This window comes from Paracoccus sp. SSK6 (assembly GCF_039770665.1).
GTDB lineage: Bacteria > Pseudomonadota > Alphaproteobacteria > Rhodobacterales > Rhodobacteraceae > Paracoccus.
Window position 1 is genome coordinate 25,694 of record NZ_JBDPNJ010000012.1, and the last position, 15,087, is coordinate 40,780.

The window sequence follows — 15,087 nt, forward strand, 5'->3', positions numbered from 1 at the left end:
ATGAAGATCCGCGCCGCTGTCCTGAAATCCTCGCCCGCCGTTGCGCCCTTTGCCGAAAGCAGGCCTCTGGTGATCGAGGACCTGGAGCTTGATCCCCCCGGCCCCGAGGAGGTGCTGGTCAAGATCGGCGCCGCGGGGCTGTGCCATTCGGATCTGTCGGTCATCAACGGCAACCGCCCCCGGCCTGTGCCGATGGTGCTGGGGCACGAGGCTGCGGGCACGGTGGTTCAGGTCGGATCGGCGATCCGCGATCTTACGGCGGGCGACCGGGTGGTGATGACCTTTCAGCCGACATGCGGCGCCTGCCTGCCCTGTGCCGAGGGACGGCCCGCCTTGTGCATTCCGGGGGCCGAGGCGAACGGCAAGGGCATCCTGATGTCGGGCGCGATGCGGCTGCACGGCGGCGGCCATGACGTTCACCACCATTGCGGCGTCTCGGCCTATGCCGACCATGCGGTCGTGTCGCGGCATTCGGTGGTCAAGGTCGATGCCGATGACATTCCCTTCGCGGAGCTCGCGCTGTTCGGCTGCGCGGTCCAGACCGGGGTGGGCGCCGTGCTGAACACCTGCCGCGTCCAGCCGGGGCAAAGCGTCGCCATCGTCGGCCTTGGCGGCGTGGGCCTTGCGGCCCTGCTGGGCGCCGTGGCGGCTGGCGCGACAGAGATCGTTGCCATCGACCTGTCAGACGACAAGCTGGCGCTGGCCCGTGACCTGGGGGCGACGCGTGTCTTCAATGCGGCAGAAGAAGGCATTGTCGAACGCATCCGCGCCGAAACCGGCGGCGGGGTCGATCACGCGGTGGAACTGGCAGGCGCGGCGCCTGCGTTCCATCTTGCCTATGGCCTCACGCGGCGCGGCGGGCAGACGGTGACGGCCGGGCTGGCCTCGCCCACGGCCGAGTTTCGCATCCCCGCCGTCAACATCGTTGCGGACGAACGAGTCGTGAAGGGCAGCTACATGGGTTCCTGCGTTCCGCAGCGCGACATTCCGCGATTCATCCGCATGTATCGCGCCGGTCTTCTGCCGGTGGACCGGCTGCTGACACGCACGCTGACGCTGGACCAGATCAACGAAGGCTTCGACATGCTGGACCGGGGCGAGGCGATCCGACAGGTGGTCCTGTTCGACTGACGCCTAGTCGGCAGCAGGCTGCAATGTCGTGATGCCGGTTGCGGCAGCCCGCGCAAGCTGCGGGTCCAGCGACATGCCGATGTACTCGCCACGCCGCCACAGTCCCGCCAGATCGTCGTAATGGCGCGACAGCGGATGGCCCGATTGCCCGGTCGAGATGATGAAGACCGAACTGTCGGGATCGGCCAGGTCATAGACGCCGCGATAGCCGGGTCCGGTCTGGGCCTCGAACGGGTCGGCGCCCGTGCCCAGGATGCCGGTGTGCGAGACCGAGAAGGTTCCGCCCGAAATCGACTGCGGCAGGTTCACGATCCAGCCCAGCACCCCGATCCGGCCCAGCCCCGGATGCACATGGCGGGCCTGATGCGCGTCGCCCCAGCGCCAGCTGGTGACATCCGGGCCGTATCGCTGCGTCAGGTCCAGGATCGCGCGGTCCAGTGCCTGGCGGGCGATGGTGGTGCAATCCTCGACCGGGGCGCTTTGCACGATGTCGCACCAGGCGCCCGCGCCGCCCCGGTTGCGAAAGACGGAATCGACAAAGCCCGGATGCAGGCTGCGGATGTCGTCGGCCACGGGGCCAAGCTCGTCCCGGATCAGGCGGTCCTGCAGCGCGCCCATCCAGGCGGAATAGATCAGCGGCTCGGGCAGATGCTCGCTCATGGCGCCGTCCCATTCGGCCAGCAGGTTCAGCGCGTCCTGGCGCTGGCGTTCCGGCGTGCCGGGGGCGGCGGGTTCGCCCGTGAACCACAGTTCCGCCCCCACCAGCGGCAGCAGGGCCCGCGCCGCCGGGCTGACGATGTCCAGCTGGGCCGCGATGAAGCTGTCGCGGGAATGGACCTCGCGGTCGTTCAGCAGATGCGCCAATCGGGTGCGGCGCAGGGCCACGGGGCCGCGCTCCTCGGTCGCGAAGGCAAGGCCGTCGGGGGTCGGGCTGTCCTGGGATACGGGCACCAGGCCCTGCCACTCTCCCTCGGCCAGCCAGCCGGGGACGGGCAGGGCGCCCAGGGTGGGATGGTTTGCCGCGCGCTGCGGCAGCGCACCGACCGTCACCTGGCGGATGCCGTCGCTGTCGGCCAGCGTCACCGCCATGGCAGGGGCCACGACGCGGCCAAGCGCGGTCGCCGCGCTGTCGGCATCGGCTGCCCGCATCATGCCGATCAGAGCCGACATGGTCGTGTCGGTGCCAGACAGCCCGGTCCAGCGAAGCGCCGCGACATGGCCCATGGGCGTGACATCGGCCAGTCCCGGATCCAGCAGCGGCACAAGCGGGCCGTTGCGGCTGCTGCGCAGGGTAATGGCGCGGGTGGGTTCGTCCAGGACGCGGATCACTTCGCGCCGGGTCGTGAACTCGGTCCAGCCTCCCGTCCCGCGATAACGGTCGGCGCGGCCGGGCTGGATTTCCTCGATGGCGATGTCGGCGTCGTCCACGGCGGCGGGGGCGATGCCCCAGGCCAGTTGCGGATTGCGCCCCGAGAACACCACCGGCATTCCCGGAACAGTCGCCCCGATCACCCCGCCCGAGGTCAGTTGCAGGCGCGCCAAATAGTAAAGCGAAGGCGCGATCAGCGGCGCCTGCGGGTCGTTCGCCAGCAGCGCGCCGCCCGCCGCCGTGCGGTCTGCTGCGGCGGCAAAGCTGTTCGCGCCCAAGCCGCCGCCCAGGCGCAGGAAATCGGCGGCGTCCCGAACCGGCGCCGGACCCTTGCGCGCTTCGGGCGGGGCAAGGCGCGCGCCGGGGAACAGGTCGGCATAGCGCGGCAGGGCGGGCGCATCGCCTTCGCCCAGCAGCAGCTCCGTCCCGCGTTCCGGCCAAGTCAGCGACAGGCGGGCGCGCAGGATCTCCTCGGCCGCGGAATTGCTGGTCGTGGCTGCCAGCAGCTTCAGGATCGCCAGCGAATCGGCGGGCTGCCAATAGGCGATTTCCTGCGGCAAGACGAAGAACTCGGGTGCGCCGCGGCCAAGCGCGCCCTTGTTGACCTGCGCGATCCACTGGTTCACGCCGTCCGCATAGGCCCGCAAGGCGGCCTGCGTCGCCTGGTCCTGCGACTCCAGCGAAGCGGTGGCGTTGCGATAAAGTTCCAGCCGCCGGGCCAGGTCGTCAGCGGGAAAGGCCCCCGCGCCATAGACTTCGGACAGGCGGCCCTGGGCGGCACGGCGCAGCAGGGTCATCTGGAACAGCCGGTCCTGCGCATGGGCAAGGCCCAGGGCGAAGAACACGTCCTCGTCCGTCTGGCCGAAGATATGGGGGACGTTTTCGGTGGACCGGACGATCTCGACCGGGGCCGAGATGCCGTGGACCTGAAGCGTGGCGTCATAGTCGGGCAGGGACCGGACGGCGAAATACCAGGCCAGGATCACCGCCACCACCAGCAGCAGGATCAGCCCGATGGTCAGCCGCAGAAGCCAGCGGAAAAGGGTCAGCATGTCGGAAGATGATCCATGGGCCGGTCCGCTGCCTGTCCTTGTGGGGTGCCTGCGCGCTTGACCACGGCGCGCCGGAATGTTGGGTTGCTGCATAATCGACGCGCGGTGCCAGTTCAACGCACGGCAGGCGGCGCTTCAGGATGATCGAGGGAAGAATGGCAAAGCTGGCATTTCTGGGAATGGGCGTCATGGGCGCGCCGATGGCGGGGCACCTGCAGGCCGCAGGCCACGATGTGACGGTCTTCAACCGCACCGCCGTCAAGGCGCAGGCCTGGGCGGAACGGCATGGCGGGGCTTGGGCGGCCACCCCGCGAGAGGCTACGGCGGGTGCCGATATGATCATGGCCTGCGTGGGCAATGACGACGACCTGCGGTCCGTCTGCCTGGGCCCGGACGGCGCCTTTGCGGGCATGAAGCCGGGCGCGATCTTCGTGGATCACACCACGGTTTCGGCGGCGGTGACGCGGGAACTGGCCCAAGTGGCGCAGGCGGCGGGGCTTGGCTATGTGGACGCCCCGATCTCGGGCGGGCAGGCGGGGGCCGAGAACGGGCAGTTGTCGGTGATGTGCGGCGGGACGCAGGCGGATTTCGACCGCGCCGCCCCGATGATCGACGCCTATGCCAGGATCTGCCGCCGCATGGGCGACGTGGGCGCGGGCCAGATCACCAAGATGTGCAACCAGATTGCCATTGCCGGGCTGGTGCAGGCTCTGTCTGAATCGCTTGCCTTCGCCAGGAAGTCAGGGCTGGAGGTCGAGAAGGTGGTCGAGGTCATCAGCCAGGGCGCCGCCGGAAGCTGGCAGATGGTCAACCGCCACAAGACCATGGATCAGGGCCAGTTCGAACACGGCTTTGCGGTGGACTGGATGCGCAAGGATCTGGCGATCTGCCTGGCTGCGGCGGATGAGGTGGGGGCCTCGCTGCCCGTCACCGCCCTGGTCGATCAGTTCTACAAGGACGTGCAGCGGATGGGCGGGGGCCGCTGGGACACCTCGTCCCTGATCGCGCGGCTGGACTAGCCGCGTTTTTTCTCGGCCCGCCGCAGGGCAGGCTCGGCGCGGGCAAGAGCCTTGCGGATGTGGTCGGGAAAGCTGCCCGGCGCGATCGCCAGCGTGGCCGAATGCGCCGCGCAGATGATGCGGGTATCGCGCCATTCCTCGGCGATCCGCAGGGCCCAGTCGCGGAAATCCTGCGCCGCGCCGGGGCGGTCCTGCAGCGCCTGACCGATGGTCGGGTGGAAGCTGACGCGGGGCAGGCGCAGCAGACGCCGCAGCAGGCCGGGGATCGGCAGGACGTTCAGCGTGTCGTCCACATGCAGGCTGCCGCTGGCCGGGTGCCAGGCCAGCAGCGATCCGGCATGGACGCGTTCGTTCTGGCAGATGTAGTCGATGCCGTCCGGCAGGGAAAAGCGCAGATCCGGGAACCGCGTGGCAACCTGGGGCGATTCGACCGCATCGGCCTGCCAGGGCAGGTCCGGCCATTTGCGGCGGTGGCGGTCCGATCCGAACAGCAGCGCCTGCGGGAACATGTCGTGTATCGTCTTGCAGTGCAGCGTGTGGAACGGATGCAGGTTCAAGATCGCCTGAACCGTGCGGCCCTGGTCGGTCAGCGCCATCACCTGCCCGGCGATGTCCGCGCCGAAGCCGTAGGAATCCAGGAACACGAATCGGCCAGAGGACAGGCGCACCAGAGAGCAATGCGTCCCGACATTCACCAGTCCGCCGATCCGCAACGTCCCGCGGATGTTCCAGAAGCCGTTGTCCAGGTCGATCAGCCTGTCCGTCATCATGCCCCCGGTGGGCTGCCGTCGTCGCGCAGCGTCAGGTTCGCCTGGCGGCACAACGCGCGCAAGGCGGGCTTCAGCCCCTCCTCCAGCACCGGATGGTAGAAGGGCATGTCCAGCAGATCCGCCGCGCTGACGCACTTCGTGACAGCCCAGACCAGCAGATGCGCCATGTGATCGCCGCCCGGCACCCCAAGGTCGGCCCCGATCAGCCGGCCCTTTTCATCGGCCCCGAGGCGTAGCAGGCCGGCAGCCCGGGCCTCGACCCTGGCGCGGCCCTGGTTCGAATAATCGGCATGGGCGTTCAGGGCACATTCGTCGGGTGGTGCCCCGACAGCCGCGACCGGCGGGTCGGTGAAGGTGATGGTGAACAGGGGCGGGCGATCAAAGGCTTCGACTTCGGGACAATGGGCGGCATTCGTTCCCGCGATGATGCCGTCCAGCCGGGCTTCGTGCAGCACCGGGGCGTTGCCATCCGCATCGCCTGCCATGAAGATCGCCGTGTCGCCGCATCGCATCGTCTTGCGGTCGAAATCCGGCACGCCCTTGTCATCCAGCGTCAGGCCGGTCGCCGCCAGGTTCAGGCCTTCAAGCGCCGGGGCACGGCCGGTTGCCACCAGGACATGGCTGAAATCCCCGGCCCCGCCATCCCACTCAAGCCGGATCGCATCCCCCTGCAGCGATGGTTCGGGCGAACAGCCAAGATGCAGCGCGACATCCCTGGCATAGATGTCGCGAAACGCGTCATGCACCTTGCCGCAGCGGATCCCGGCCAGCCGGTCGCCCTTGTCGAACAGCGCCACCCGCACGCCCAGCCGTCCCATGGCCTGCGCCAGTTCCGCGCCCAGCGGTCCCGCGCCGATCACGCCCAGGCTTTCGGGCAGATCCTCAAGCTCGAACAGCGTGGCACTGGTCAGCACGCGTGGTCCCAGGTCGCGATAGGATTTCGGGATCACGGGCGCCGAGCCGGTGGCAATGACCACCGCCTTCGCGGCAATCCGGCGCCCGTCATCCAGTTCCAGCCGGTCAGGCCCTGCGAAACGCGCGCGGGCGTCGATGCAGGTGCCGTCGGGCAATTCGCCGTAGCTGTCCTTGACCGACTGCACGAAACGGTCGCGTTCGGCCCGCAGCCGCTCCATCACACGTCGGCCATCGACGCGGGCATCCGGGATGTCGATCCCCAGCATGCGGGCCCTGTCCAGATCGCCATGGGCGCGCGCCGCCGCGATCAGCAGCTTGGACGGCATGCAGCCAGTATTGGCGCAGAGCGTCCCCCGGAAGCCATCGTCGATCAGCAGGGTGCGCGCACCTGCCTTGCGCGCCGCACGTTCCGCCGCAAGCCCGGCGGTGCCCGCGCCGATGATCGCCACATCGCAGGACAGGTCCGGCATGGTGTCGGTCATCGCATTGCTCCTGCTAGGTTTGGCGACCCAACGGCAAGGCGCGGCAACGGTTCCCCTGTCAGCAGGCGCGCCGGGCCGCGCGAAAGCCGTCCAGGGCCGCGCGGGTGGGGTCCGCCATGGCGGGCGTGATCCCTTGCGCCGTCAGGGCCCCGGCATAGCGATCGGCCAGCCAGCCTTCGCCGATGATGGTGACGGGCTGGCCCAGCCACCAGGGCCGGGCGGCGGCAAGCTCGGCCCCGATCAGCAGGCCCGCCATCCGTGCTTGGGCTTCCGGCGCTGCGATCCGGTCCATGGCCAGCCGTGCCCGGACCGAAGACAGTTCACCCGCCAGTCCGGCGGGGCGCGACAGTGTGTCCTGCACCGCCTCGGCAAAGCCCGTGCTTCCATCCGGCATCGAGGCGGTCAGCGCGGACAGAAGCTCGGCGGTCAGGAAGCTGCGGAAGCTGACGATTTCGCCTGCGCTGAGATGCGCCCAGACCGTCGGATGCCCCGGCAGGCACAGGACGCCGTCGAAATCGGGATGCCGCGCCAGATGCCCGGCGATGCGAACCGCCGCCGCGCCGATCAGGTCGGCGGGACGGTCCTGCACCAGACCCGGCAGCGGGTGCAGCGCGATCTGCGGGTCGATGGTCACGGCGGGCATGGGCAGCGGGGGCTGGCAGGGCACCGGCAGAAGCGCGACCCCCGGCCAGCCAGCCGCAACCACACTGATGGTATCGCCCGGCGCCAGCAGCGGATGCAGCATCGACCGCAGGGCCGCGACCGGATCGCCGCCAGCGGGCGCGGTGATCGCCGCGCCTTCTTTATCGTCACGCATCGGCCACAGGCGCAATTCGCTATCCGCCAGTTCAACCGCCGCCCAGTTCCCTTGATCCATCGCCGACCCCTTCTTGCGGGCGGAAGATGGCCGTCCCGCGCCGCCCTGTCCAGAGACGGTGCTTGAAGCGCGGCGGCTTCGCGCGTAACCACCCTTCATGCGTATTTTGTTTCTTGGCGATGTGATGGGCCGTTCCGGACGGCGGGCGATAGTCGAGCGGCTGGGCCCCCTGCGTGCGCGGCTGAAGGCCGACCTGGTGGTGGTGAATGCCGAAAACGCCAGCGGCGGGCGGGGCTGTACGGCGGGGCACGCGCAACTGCTGCTGGAATCGGGGGCCGACTGCCTGACGCTGGGCGACCATGCCTTCGACCAGAAGGACATGCTGGCCTTCATCGAACGCGAACCGCGCATCGTGCGCCCGCTGAACTATGCCAAGGAGGCTCCGGGCCGGGGCAGCACCATCATCGCCGACGCGCGGGGACGCAAGCTGCTGGTGACGCAGGCGCTTGGGCAGGTGTTCATGTCACGGCCCTATGACGATCCGTTCTCGGCCCTGGACGCGGTGCTGCGCGCGCATCCGCCCGGCGGCATGATCCAGGCCGCCCTGGTCGATTTCCACGCCGAGGCCACCAGCGAGAAGATGGCCGCCGGGCATTTCTGTGACGGCCGCGCCAGCGCCGTGGTGGGCACCCATACCCATGTGCCGACCGCTGACGCGCAGATCCTGCCGCGCGGGACAGCCTTTCAGTCCGATGCCGGGATGTGCGGCGACTATGACAGCGTCATCGGCATGGACAAGACCGAACCCCTGCGACGCTTCATCACCGGCATGACCCGCGACCGCTTCACTCCGGCCGAGGGCGAGGCCACGCTGTCCGGCGTCCTGGTCGTCACCGACGACCGCAGCGGCCTTGCCACGGGGATCGAGCCCGTGCGCGACGGCGGCAGGCTGGCGCAAACCCATCCGGCATAGAATAGCCCGCTTTTGCTTGCGGTTGCGGGGAAAACAATTCTATCACCGCCGGGACGTGCCGGTGACCGGCGCCGCTTTGCAGGGGCTTCATGCTTGGATTTGAACTGACCGGAACCAACGCGGCCATCGCGATGCTGGTCATTGTCGCCATCACCTTCGTCCAGTTCATCCGGGAAAAGCAGCCGCCCGAGGTCGTGGCCATCGGCTCCGCCGCCACCATGCTGGCCCTGGGCCTGCTGCCGGCCGAGGATGCGGCGGGCGTCCTGTCGAACAGCGCCCCTTGGACCATCGCCTTCATGTTCCTCATCATGGGCGGCCTGCTGCGCACCGGCGCACTGGAGATGATGTCGCGCATCGTCACCGCCCGCGCCGTCACCAATCCCGCTTTCACGATCTGCGCCTTGTTCGCCTTCGTGATCGTGGCCTCGGCCGTGATGAACAACACGCCGGTCGTGGCGGTGATGATTCCCATCTGCATCCAGCTTGCCAACCGGCTGAAGCTCGCGCCGTCGAAACTGCTGATTCCGCTAAGCTATTTCACCATCCTGGGCGGGATGATGACCCTGATCGGGACATCCACGAACCTGCTGGTGGATGGCGTGGCCCGCAAGCAGGGCATGGAGTCCTTCACCATCTTCGAGATCGCGCCCGTGGGCATTGCGATCACCCTGGCCGGGGTCGCGTATTTCGTACTGTTCGGCAAGCACCTGCTGCCCGACCGCACCTCGCTTGCCGGTTTCCTGGGATCGCGGCGCGGGATGAAGTATTTCACCGAACTGGCCATCTCGCAGAATTCCAGCCTTGTCGGCCAGAAGGCGGTCGAGGTCGCGCTGTTCAAGCGCGAGGCTGTGCGCCTGATCGACGTGCTGCGCGGCGACGCATCCCTGCGCCGCGACCTGCCGAGTGTCGTGCTGGAACCCGGTGACCGCGTGGTCCTGCGGTCGGAAATGGCCGACCTGCTGGAATTTCTGGGCAACAAGAACCTGGAGGTGGTGGACAAGCTGAGTTCCGTCGCCACCGAGACGGTCGAGGTGCTGATCTCGCCCGGCGCGCAGCTGATCGGGCGGCGGCTGGGCGACATGCGCCTGCGCCGCCGTTACGGCATCTATGTGCTGGCGGCGCATCGGCGCGACCAGAACCTGGGCCGGCAACTGGACGACCTGGTGGTCCGCGTGGGCGACACGCTGCTGCTGGAAGGCGCGCCCGAGGATATCGCCCGCCTTGCCACCGACATGGGGCTGGTCGATGTCTCTCGTCCCTCGGTCCGGGCCTATCGCCGGGAACGCGCCCCGATCGCCATCGCCTGCCTGCTGGCCGTGGTGATGCTGGCCGCGCTTGAGATCGCGCCGATCATGGTGCTGTCCTTCCTTGCGGCCGCCGTGATCCTGCTGACCCGCTGCATCGACGCCGAGGAGGCGTTTTCCTTTGTCGATGGCCGCTTGATGGCGATGATCTTTGCCATGCTGGCCGTGGGCGAGGCCCTGGAACATACCGGCACCGTCACGCTGATCGTGGATTTCGTCACCCCTTGGCTGCGCGACCTGCCACCCTTTGCCACCCTGATCGCAATCTATTTTCTGGGTCTGGTGATGACCGAGATCCTGTCGAACAACGCGGTCGCCGTGCTGCTGACGCCCATCGCCATCGCCTTGGCGCAGTCGCTGGGCCATGACCCGCGCGCCTATGTGGTGGCCGTCATGTTCTCGGCCACCGTGGCCTTTGCGACCCCCATCGGGTATCAGACGCACATGATGGTCTATGGCCCCGGCGGCTACAAGTTCAGCGATTTCGTCCGCGTGGGCGTGCCGCTGGACATCCTGTGCGGGATCGTGGCCTGCCTGGTCATTCCCGTGTTCTGGCCCTTGTAAGCTGCAGCCTGCGGCTTGCGATGGGCCGCAGGCCTGGACTAAAAGCGCCTCCATCCGCTTTTGAACTGCGAAGGACGACCGACCATGGCAGGCCATTCCAAATGGGCCAATATCCAGCATCGCAAGGGCCGCCAGGACGCGGCCCGGTCGAAGCTGTTTTCCAAGCTGGCAAAGGAAATCACCGTTGCCGCCAAGATGGGCGATCCCGATCCCGACAAGAACCCGCGCCTGCGCCTGGCGGTGAAGGAAGCCAAGTCGAATTCCTGCCCCAAGGACGTGATCGACCGCGCCATCAAGAAGGCCATCGGCGGCGATGCCGAGAACTACGAGGAGATCCGCTACGAGGGTTACGGCCCCAATGGCATCGCCCTGGTGGTCGAGGCGATGACCGACAACCGCAACCGCACCGCCTCGAACGTGCGCAGCTATTTCACCAAGGCGGGCGGTGACCTGGGCCAGACGGGTTCCGTCAGCTTCATGTTCGACCGCGTGGGCGAGATCATGTATCCGCTGTCGGCGGGAGACGCCGATACCGTGATGCTGGCCGCAATCGAAGCCGGCGCCGACGATGTCGAGACCGACGAGGAAGGCCACTGGATCTATTGCGCCGACACCGCCCTGAACGAGGTGTCGCAGGCCCTTGAGGGCACCCTGGGCGAATCCGAGACCGCGAAGCTGATCTGGAAGCCGCAGGCGCCCACCGAGATCACCGACATGGAAACCGCCCAGAAGCTGATGAAGCTGATCGACACGCTGGAGGATGACGACGACGTGCAGAACGTCACCGGCAATTTCGACCTGTCCGAAGCGGTGGCCGCGCAGTTGTAAGGCAAAGGCGGGGCCAGCCTGAGGCGAAGAGGGAAGGCCGTCAGGGCAGAAGCGCTGCTTTGGCGGCCTTTCTTATGGCCTCGGTCAGTGGCGCCAGGGCGGCGGCGGTCATGCGGCTGAACTGCCAGTAAAGCGGCACGTCCAGCGGCAGGTCGGGCGAAAGGTCGATCAGGCGGCCTGCGGCAATGTCCTCGCCGACGATCAGTTCGGGATTCATGCCCCAGCCGATGCCCAGCAGCGCGGCCTCGGCAAAGCCGTGGGCCGTCGGGATGCGGTGCATCGGCAGTGACAGACGCGCGCCGGTCAGCGCCTTGGCCCAGCGGGTCTGCAGCGCATCCTTGGTATTGAAGGACAGCGAGGGGGCAAGGGCCAAGGCTTCCGGCGTGACGCCCTTGGGAAAATGACGATCCACGAAACCGGGGCTTGCCGTTGCCCGATAACGCAGCGTGCCAAGCCGCAGGCTGTCGCAGCCCGTCACCGGACGGCTGTCGCTGGTCAGGGCGGCGACGACCATGCCACTGCGCAGCCAGTCCAAGGCGTGGTCCTGGTCGTCGATGGTCAGGTCCAGCAGGCCCGGCGCGGCGGACAGCGCAGGCATGGCCCAGCTTGCCAGGCTGTCCGCGTTGACCGCGAGGCGCAGCACGGGGTGATTTTCAGGGGACAGGGCAAGGCCAGCCTCAAGCAGCCGGACCTGATCCAGATGCGCGGCAAGGCGCAGACCCTGCGCGGTCGCCGCAACGGGCGGACCGCGGTCGATCAGAACGGTGCCCATGCGGTCTTCCAGCGACCGGACCCGCTGCGAGATGGCCGATGGCGTGACATGCAGCGCCGCCGCCGCAGCCTCGAAGGATCCGCGCCGGATGATCTCGGCCAGGGCAGCAATGGCGGGATAGTCCAGCATTAGCGTGGCTTCATCGGGATAAGCGCGATTCACTTTATCTGAACAGCGCATTGTGCAAAAGCCCTTCCCGAGAGGTGCTTGCCATGATGTCCTATGCCGCCGGTCTGGGAACCGGATTGTCCCTGATCGTCGCCATCGGCGCGCAGAACGCCTTCGTGCTGAAGCAGGGGCTGATCCGCCACCACATCTTCTGGGTCTGCCTGTTCTGCGCCCTGTCCGATGCCCTGCTGATCTGGCTGGGCGTGAACGGCATCGCCCGGATCGGGTCGGCGGCGCCCTGGCTGCTTGCGGGGCTGAGATGGGCGGGCGCGGCGTTCCTGATCTGGTACGGCGCCCGGTCCTTTCGCGCGGCATGGCAGGGTGGCGGGACGTTGCGCCCGGAAGGTGGCGCGACAAGCCTGCCCCGGACATTGGCGCTGATCGCGGCGCTGACCTGGCTGAACCCGCATGTCTGGCTGGATACCGTGGTTCTGGTCGGCGCGATCTCGGCCCAGTGGCCCCGGCCGGGAATGTTCGGCCTGGGCGCAATGACCGGATCGTTCCTGTTCTTCTTCGCGCTTGGCTATGGCGCGCGGCTGCTGGCGCCGGTCTTTGCCCGTCCCCGCGCCTGGCAGGTGCTGGAGGTCGCCATCGGTATCGTTATGTGGACCATCGCCGCAGCCCTGATTGCCGAATGAGGCTTGCCTCGTCCCCGCAAACCAGTCCAACTGCACGCCATGCAACTTGACAGGCAGACGCGCCGCGACCTTGCGGGAATTGGCTGGATGCTGGCGACGGGCCTGTGCTTCGTCGCCGTGAACGGCATCGTGCGTTGGCTGGGCGGCGCCTTGCCCGCACCGCAGTCGGCCTTCATCCGCTTCGTCTTCGGGCTGGTGTTCCTGGGGCCGGTGCTGGTCCGGGCGCTGGGTCAGGGTTTTTCGCCGCGCATCTGGCGGCTGCTGAGCTTGCGCGGGGCGCTGCATGTGCTGGCGGTGATCGCCTGGTTCCATGCCATGTCGCGCATCCCCGTGGCCGAGGCGACGGCCATCGGCTTCCTGAACCCCATCGTCGTGACGGTCGGGGCCGCGCTGTTCATGGGCGAAAGGCTGGCCATGCGTCGGATCGCGGCGGTCGGCGTGGCACTGGCGGGCGCGCTTGTCGTGCTGCGGCCGGGGTTGCGAGAGCTTGATCCGGGGCATCTGTCGCAGATCGTGGCCGCGCTGGCCTTCGGGGCGTCCTATCTGATCGCCAAGCGCATCACGGCGCATGTCCCGGCAGCCATCGTAGTGGCGATGATGTCGCTGACGGTGTCCATCGGCCTTGCGCCACTGGCCTGGGCGGTCTGGGTGCCGCCGACCTGGGGACAGATCGGCTGGCTGGGACTGGTCGCGGTCTTTGCGACGGCGGGCCATTACACCATGACGCGGGCCTTTGCCGCCGCACCCCTGACGGTGACGCAGCCGGTCGTCTTTCTGCAACTGATCTGGGCCAGCCTGCTGGGCGTCCTGGTCTTCCACGAACCGCTGGACGAATGGGTGATCCTGGGCGGCGCCATGATGATCGGCGCCATCACCTATATCACCTGGCGCGAGGCGAGGGCGCGCGCCGCTGTCGCGCCTGTGGCGGCGCAATAGAAAACCCCGCCGCGACGGACGCGGCGGGGCAGGGTCATGTCAGCCGATCACATCCCGGCGTAGAGCGGGAAGCGCGCGCAAAGCTGGGAGACTTCGGCCTTCACCTTGGCCTCGACCTCGGCATTGCCTTCCTCGCCATTGGCGGCAAGGCCGTCCACGACTTCGACGATCCAGCGGGCGATCTGGCGGAACTCCTCCTCGCCGAAGCCGCGGGTGGTACCGGCGGGGGCGCCCAGGCGGATGCCCGAGGTGACGAAGGGCTTTTCCGGGTCGAAGGGCACGCCGTTCTTGTTGCAGGTGATATGGGCGCGACCAAGAGCGGCCTCGGTCGCCTTGCCAGTCACGCCTTTCGGACGCAGGTCAGCCAGGCACAGGTGGTTGTCCGTGCCGCCCGACACGATGTCGATGCCGCCCTTCATCAACTCATCCGCCATGGCTTGCGCGTTCTTCACGACCTGCGCAGCATAGGCGCGGAACGAGGGTTGCAGCGCCTCGCCGAAGGCTACCGCCTTGGCGGCGATCACATGCATCAGGGGACCGCCCTGAAGACCGGGGAAGACCGCGCTGTTGATCTTTTTCGCGATGTCCGCGTCATTGGTCAGCACCATGCCGCCGCGCGGGCCGCGCAGGGACTTGTGCGTCGTCGTGGTCACGACATGGGCATGGGGCAGGGGCGAGGGGTGGACGCCGCCCGCGACCAGGCCCGCGATATGGGCCATGTCCACCATCAGGTAGGCGCCGACCTCGTCCGCGATCTTGCGGAAGGCGGCCCAATCCCAGATGCGGCTGTATGCGGTGCCGCCCGCGACGATCAGCTTGGGCTTGTTTTCCAGGGCCTTCTGCCGGATTTCCTCCATGTCCAGAAGCTGGTCCTGCTGGCGCACGCCATAGCTGACGACATTGAACCACTTGCCCGACATGTTCACCGGCGAGCCATGCGTCAGGTGCCCGCCCGAATTCAGGTCCAGGCCCATGAAGGTGTCGCCCGGCTGCAGCAGCGCCAGGAACACCGCCTGGTTCATCTGGCTGCCGCTGTTCGGCTGGACGTTGGCGAAGTCGCAGTCGAACAGCTTTTTCGCGCGTTCGATCGCCAAGGTTTCCACGACATCGACATACTGGCAGCCGCCGTAATAGCGCTTGCCCGGATAGCCCTCGGCATATTTGTTGGTCAGGACCGAGCCCTGCGCCTCCAGCACCGCCCTGGACACGATGTTCTCGGACGCGATCAGTTCGATCTCGTCGCGCTGACGGCCGAGTTCCTGGCCGATGGCCTTCGCGATCTCGGGATCGCTGTTTTCCAGCGTTTCGGTGAAGAAGCCGGCTTCGCGGGTGGGGGCGTTCATGGTCTC

The 15,087-nt window shown here is 67.8% G+C and carries 12 protein-coding genes and 1 pseudogene; 7 read left to right on the forward strand and 6 right to left on the reverse strand.

The genetic code is table 11. The features are described 5' to 3' along the window. The gene (locus tag AAIL68_RS10075) at window positions 1-1,131 is read left to right on the forward strand and encodes a zinc-dependent alcohol dehydrogenase family protein (protein WP_347139650.1); all 1,131 of its coding nucleotides are present in this window, start codon (window positions 1-3) and stop codon (window positions 1,129-1,131) included. A 3-nt stretch (window positions 1,132-1,134) separates the two neighbouring features. Here the strand turns inward: AAIL68_RS10075 and AAIL68_RS10080 are convergent, their stop codons facing one another. Continuing rightward, window positions 1,135-3,552, reverse strand: a complete 2,418-nt coding sequence (locus AAIL68_RS10080; protein WP_347139651.1) for a penicillin acylase family protein — start codon at window positions 3,550-3,552, stop codon at window positions 1,135-1,137. 137 nt (window positions 3,553-3,689) lie between these two features. Here AAIL68_RS10080 and AAIL68_RS10085 point away from each other — a divergent pair. Continuing rightward, a pseudogene (locus AAIL68_RS10085) lies at window positions 3,690-4,571 on the forward strand (NAD(P)-dependent oxidoreductase); the annotation flags it as partial. Here AAIL68_RS10085 and AAIL68_RS10090 read toward each other — a convergent pair. The 3 genes from AAIL68_RS10090 to AAIL68_RS10100 are packed head-to-tail and all read right to left on the reverse strand — an operon-like array spanning window position 4,568 to window position 7,615. After that, complete coding sequence (locus AAIL68_RS10090; protein ID WP_347139652.1) at window positions 4,568-5,341, reverse strand: hypothetical protein; 774 nt, start codon at window positions 5,339-5,341, stop codon at window positions 4,568-4,570. The pseudogene AAIL68_RS10085 and the gene AAIL68_RS10090 overlap by 4 nt on opposite strands. Further along, on the reverse strand, window positions 5,338-6,738 hold the full coding sequence (locus tag AAIL68_RS10095) for a dihydrolipoyl dehydrogenase (protein ID WP_347139653.1): 1,401 nt from the start codon (window positions 6,736-6,738) through the stop codon (window positions 5,338-5,340). Before AAIL68_RS10095 ends, AAIL68_RS10090 begins: the two co-directional genes overlap by 4 nt. A 58-nt stretch (window positions 6,739-6,796) precedes the next feature. Next, complete coding sequence (locus AAIL68_RS10100) at window positions 6,797-7,615, reverse strand: 2-dehydro-3-deoxygalactonokinase (protein WP_347139654.1); 819 nt, start codon at window positions 7,613-7,615, stop codon at window positions 6,797-6,799. Window positions 7,616-7,712: 97 nt separating this feature from the next. Here AAIL68_RS10100 and AAIL68_RS10105 point away from each other — a divergent pair, with 97 nt between their 5' ends. The 3 genes from AAIL68_RS10105 (at window position 7,713) to AAIL68_RS10115 (ending at window position 11,224) form a co-directional block, all read left to right on the forward strand. Further along, on the forward strand, window positions 7,713-8,528 hold the full coding sequence (locus AAIL68_RS10105) for a TIGR00282 family metallophosphoesterase (protein WP_347139655.1): 816 nt from the start codon (window positions 7,713-7,715) through the stop codon (window positions 8,526-8,528). 89 nt (window positions 8,529-8,617) lie between these two features. Further along, window positions 8,618-10,396, forward strand: coding sequence for an SLC13 family permease (locus AAIL68_RS10110; protein ID WP_347139656.1), 1,779 nt, complete (start codon window positions 8,618-8,620; stop codon window positions 10,394-10,396). A gap of 84 nt (window positions 10,397-10,480) precedes the next feature. Then, window positions 10,481-11,224, forward strand: a complete 744-nt coding sequence (locus tag AAIL68_RS10115; RefSeq protein WP_347139657.1) for a YebC/PmpR family DNA-binding transcriptional regulator — start codon at window positions 10,481-10,483, stop codon at window positions 11,222-11,224. A 40-nt stretch (window positions 11,225-11,264) separates the two neighbouring features. Here AAIL68_RS10115 and AAIL68_RS10120 read toward each other — a convergent pair whose 3' ends face one another. Beyond that, the gene (locus AAIL68_RS10120) at window positions 11,265-12,125 is read right to left on the reverse strand and encodes a LysR family transcriptional regulator ArgP (RefSeq protein ID WP_347139658.1); all 861 of its coding nucleotides are present in this window, start codon (window positions 12,123-12,125) and stop codon (window positions 11,265-11,267) included. An 83-nt stretch (window positions 12,126-12,208) separates the two neighbouring features. On the opposite strand from AAIL68_RS10120, the gene AAIL68_RS10125 reads away from it, so the two are divergent. Both AAIL68_RS10125 and AAIL68_RS10130 read left to right on the forward strand, forming a co-directional pair. Next, on the forward strand, window positions 12,209-12,802 hold the full coding sequence (locus AAIL68_RS10125) for a LysE/ArgO family amino acid transporter (protein ID WP_347139659.1): 594 nt from the start codon (window positions 12,209-12,211) through the stop codon (window positions 12,800-12,802). A gap of 39 nt (window positions 12,803-12,841) precedes the next feature. Then, entirely contained in the window at window positions 12,842-13,738 is an 897-nt protein-coding gene (locus AAIL68_RS10130) for a DMT family transporter (RefSeq protein ID WP_347139660.1), read from the forward strand. Window positions 13,739-13,785: 47 nt separating this feature from the next. Here AAIL68_RS10130 and glyA read toward each other — a convergent pair whose 3' ends face one another. Then, the gene (gene glyA / locus AAIL68_RS10135) at window positions 13,786-15,081 is read right to left on the reverse strand and encodes a serine hydroxymethyltransferase (protein ID WP_347139661.1); all 1,296 of its coding nucleotides are present in this window, start codon (window positions 15,079-15,081) and stop codon (window positions 13,786-13,788) included. Between the last annotated feature and the right edge of the window lie 6 nt (window positions 15,082-15,087).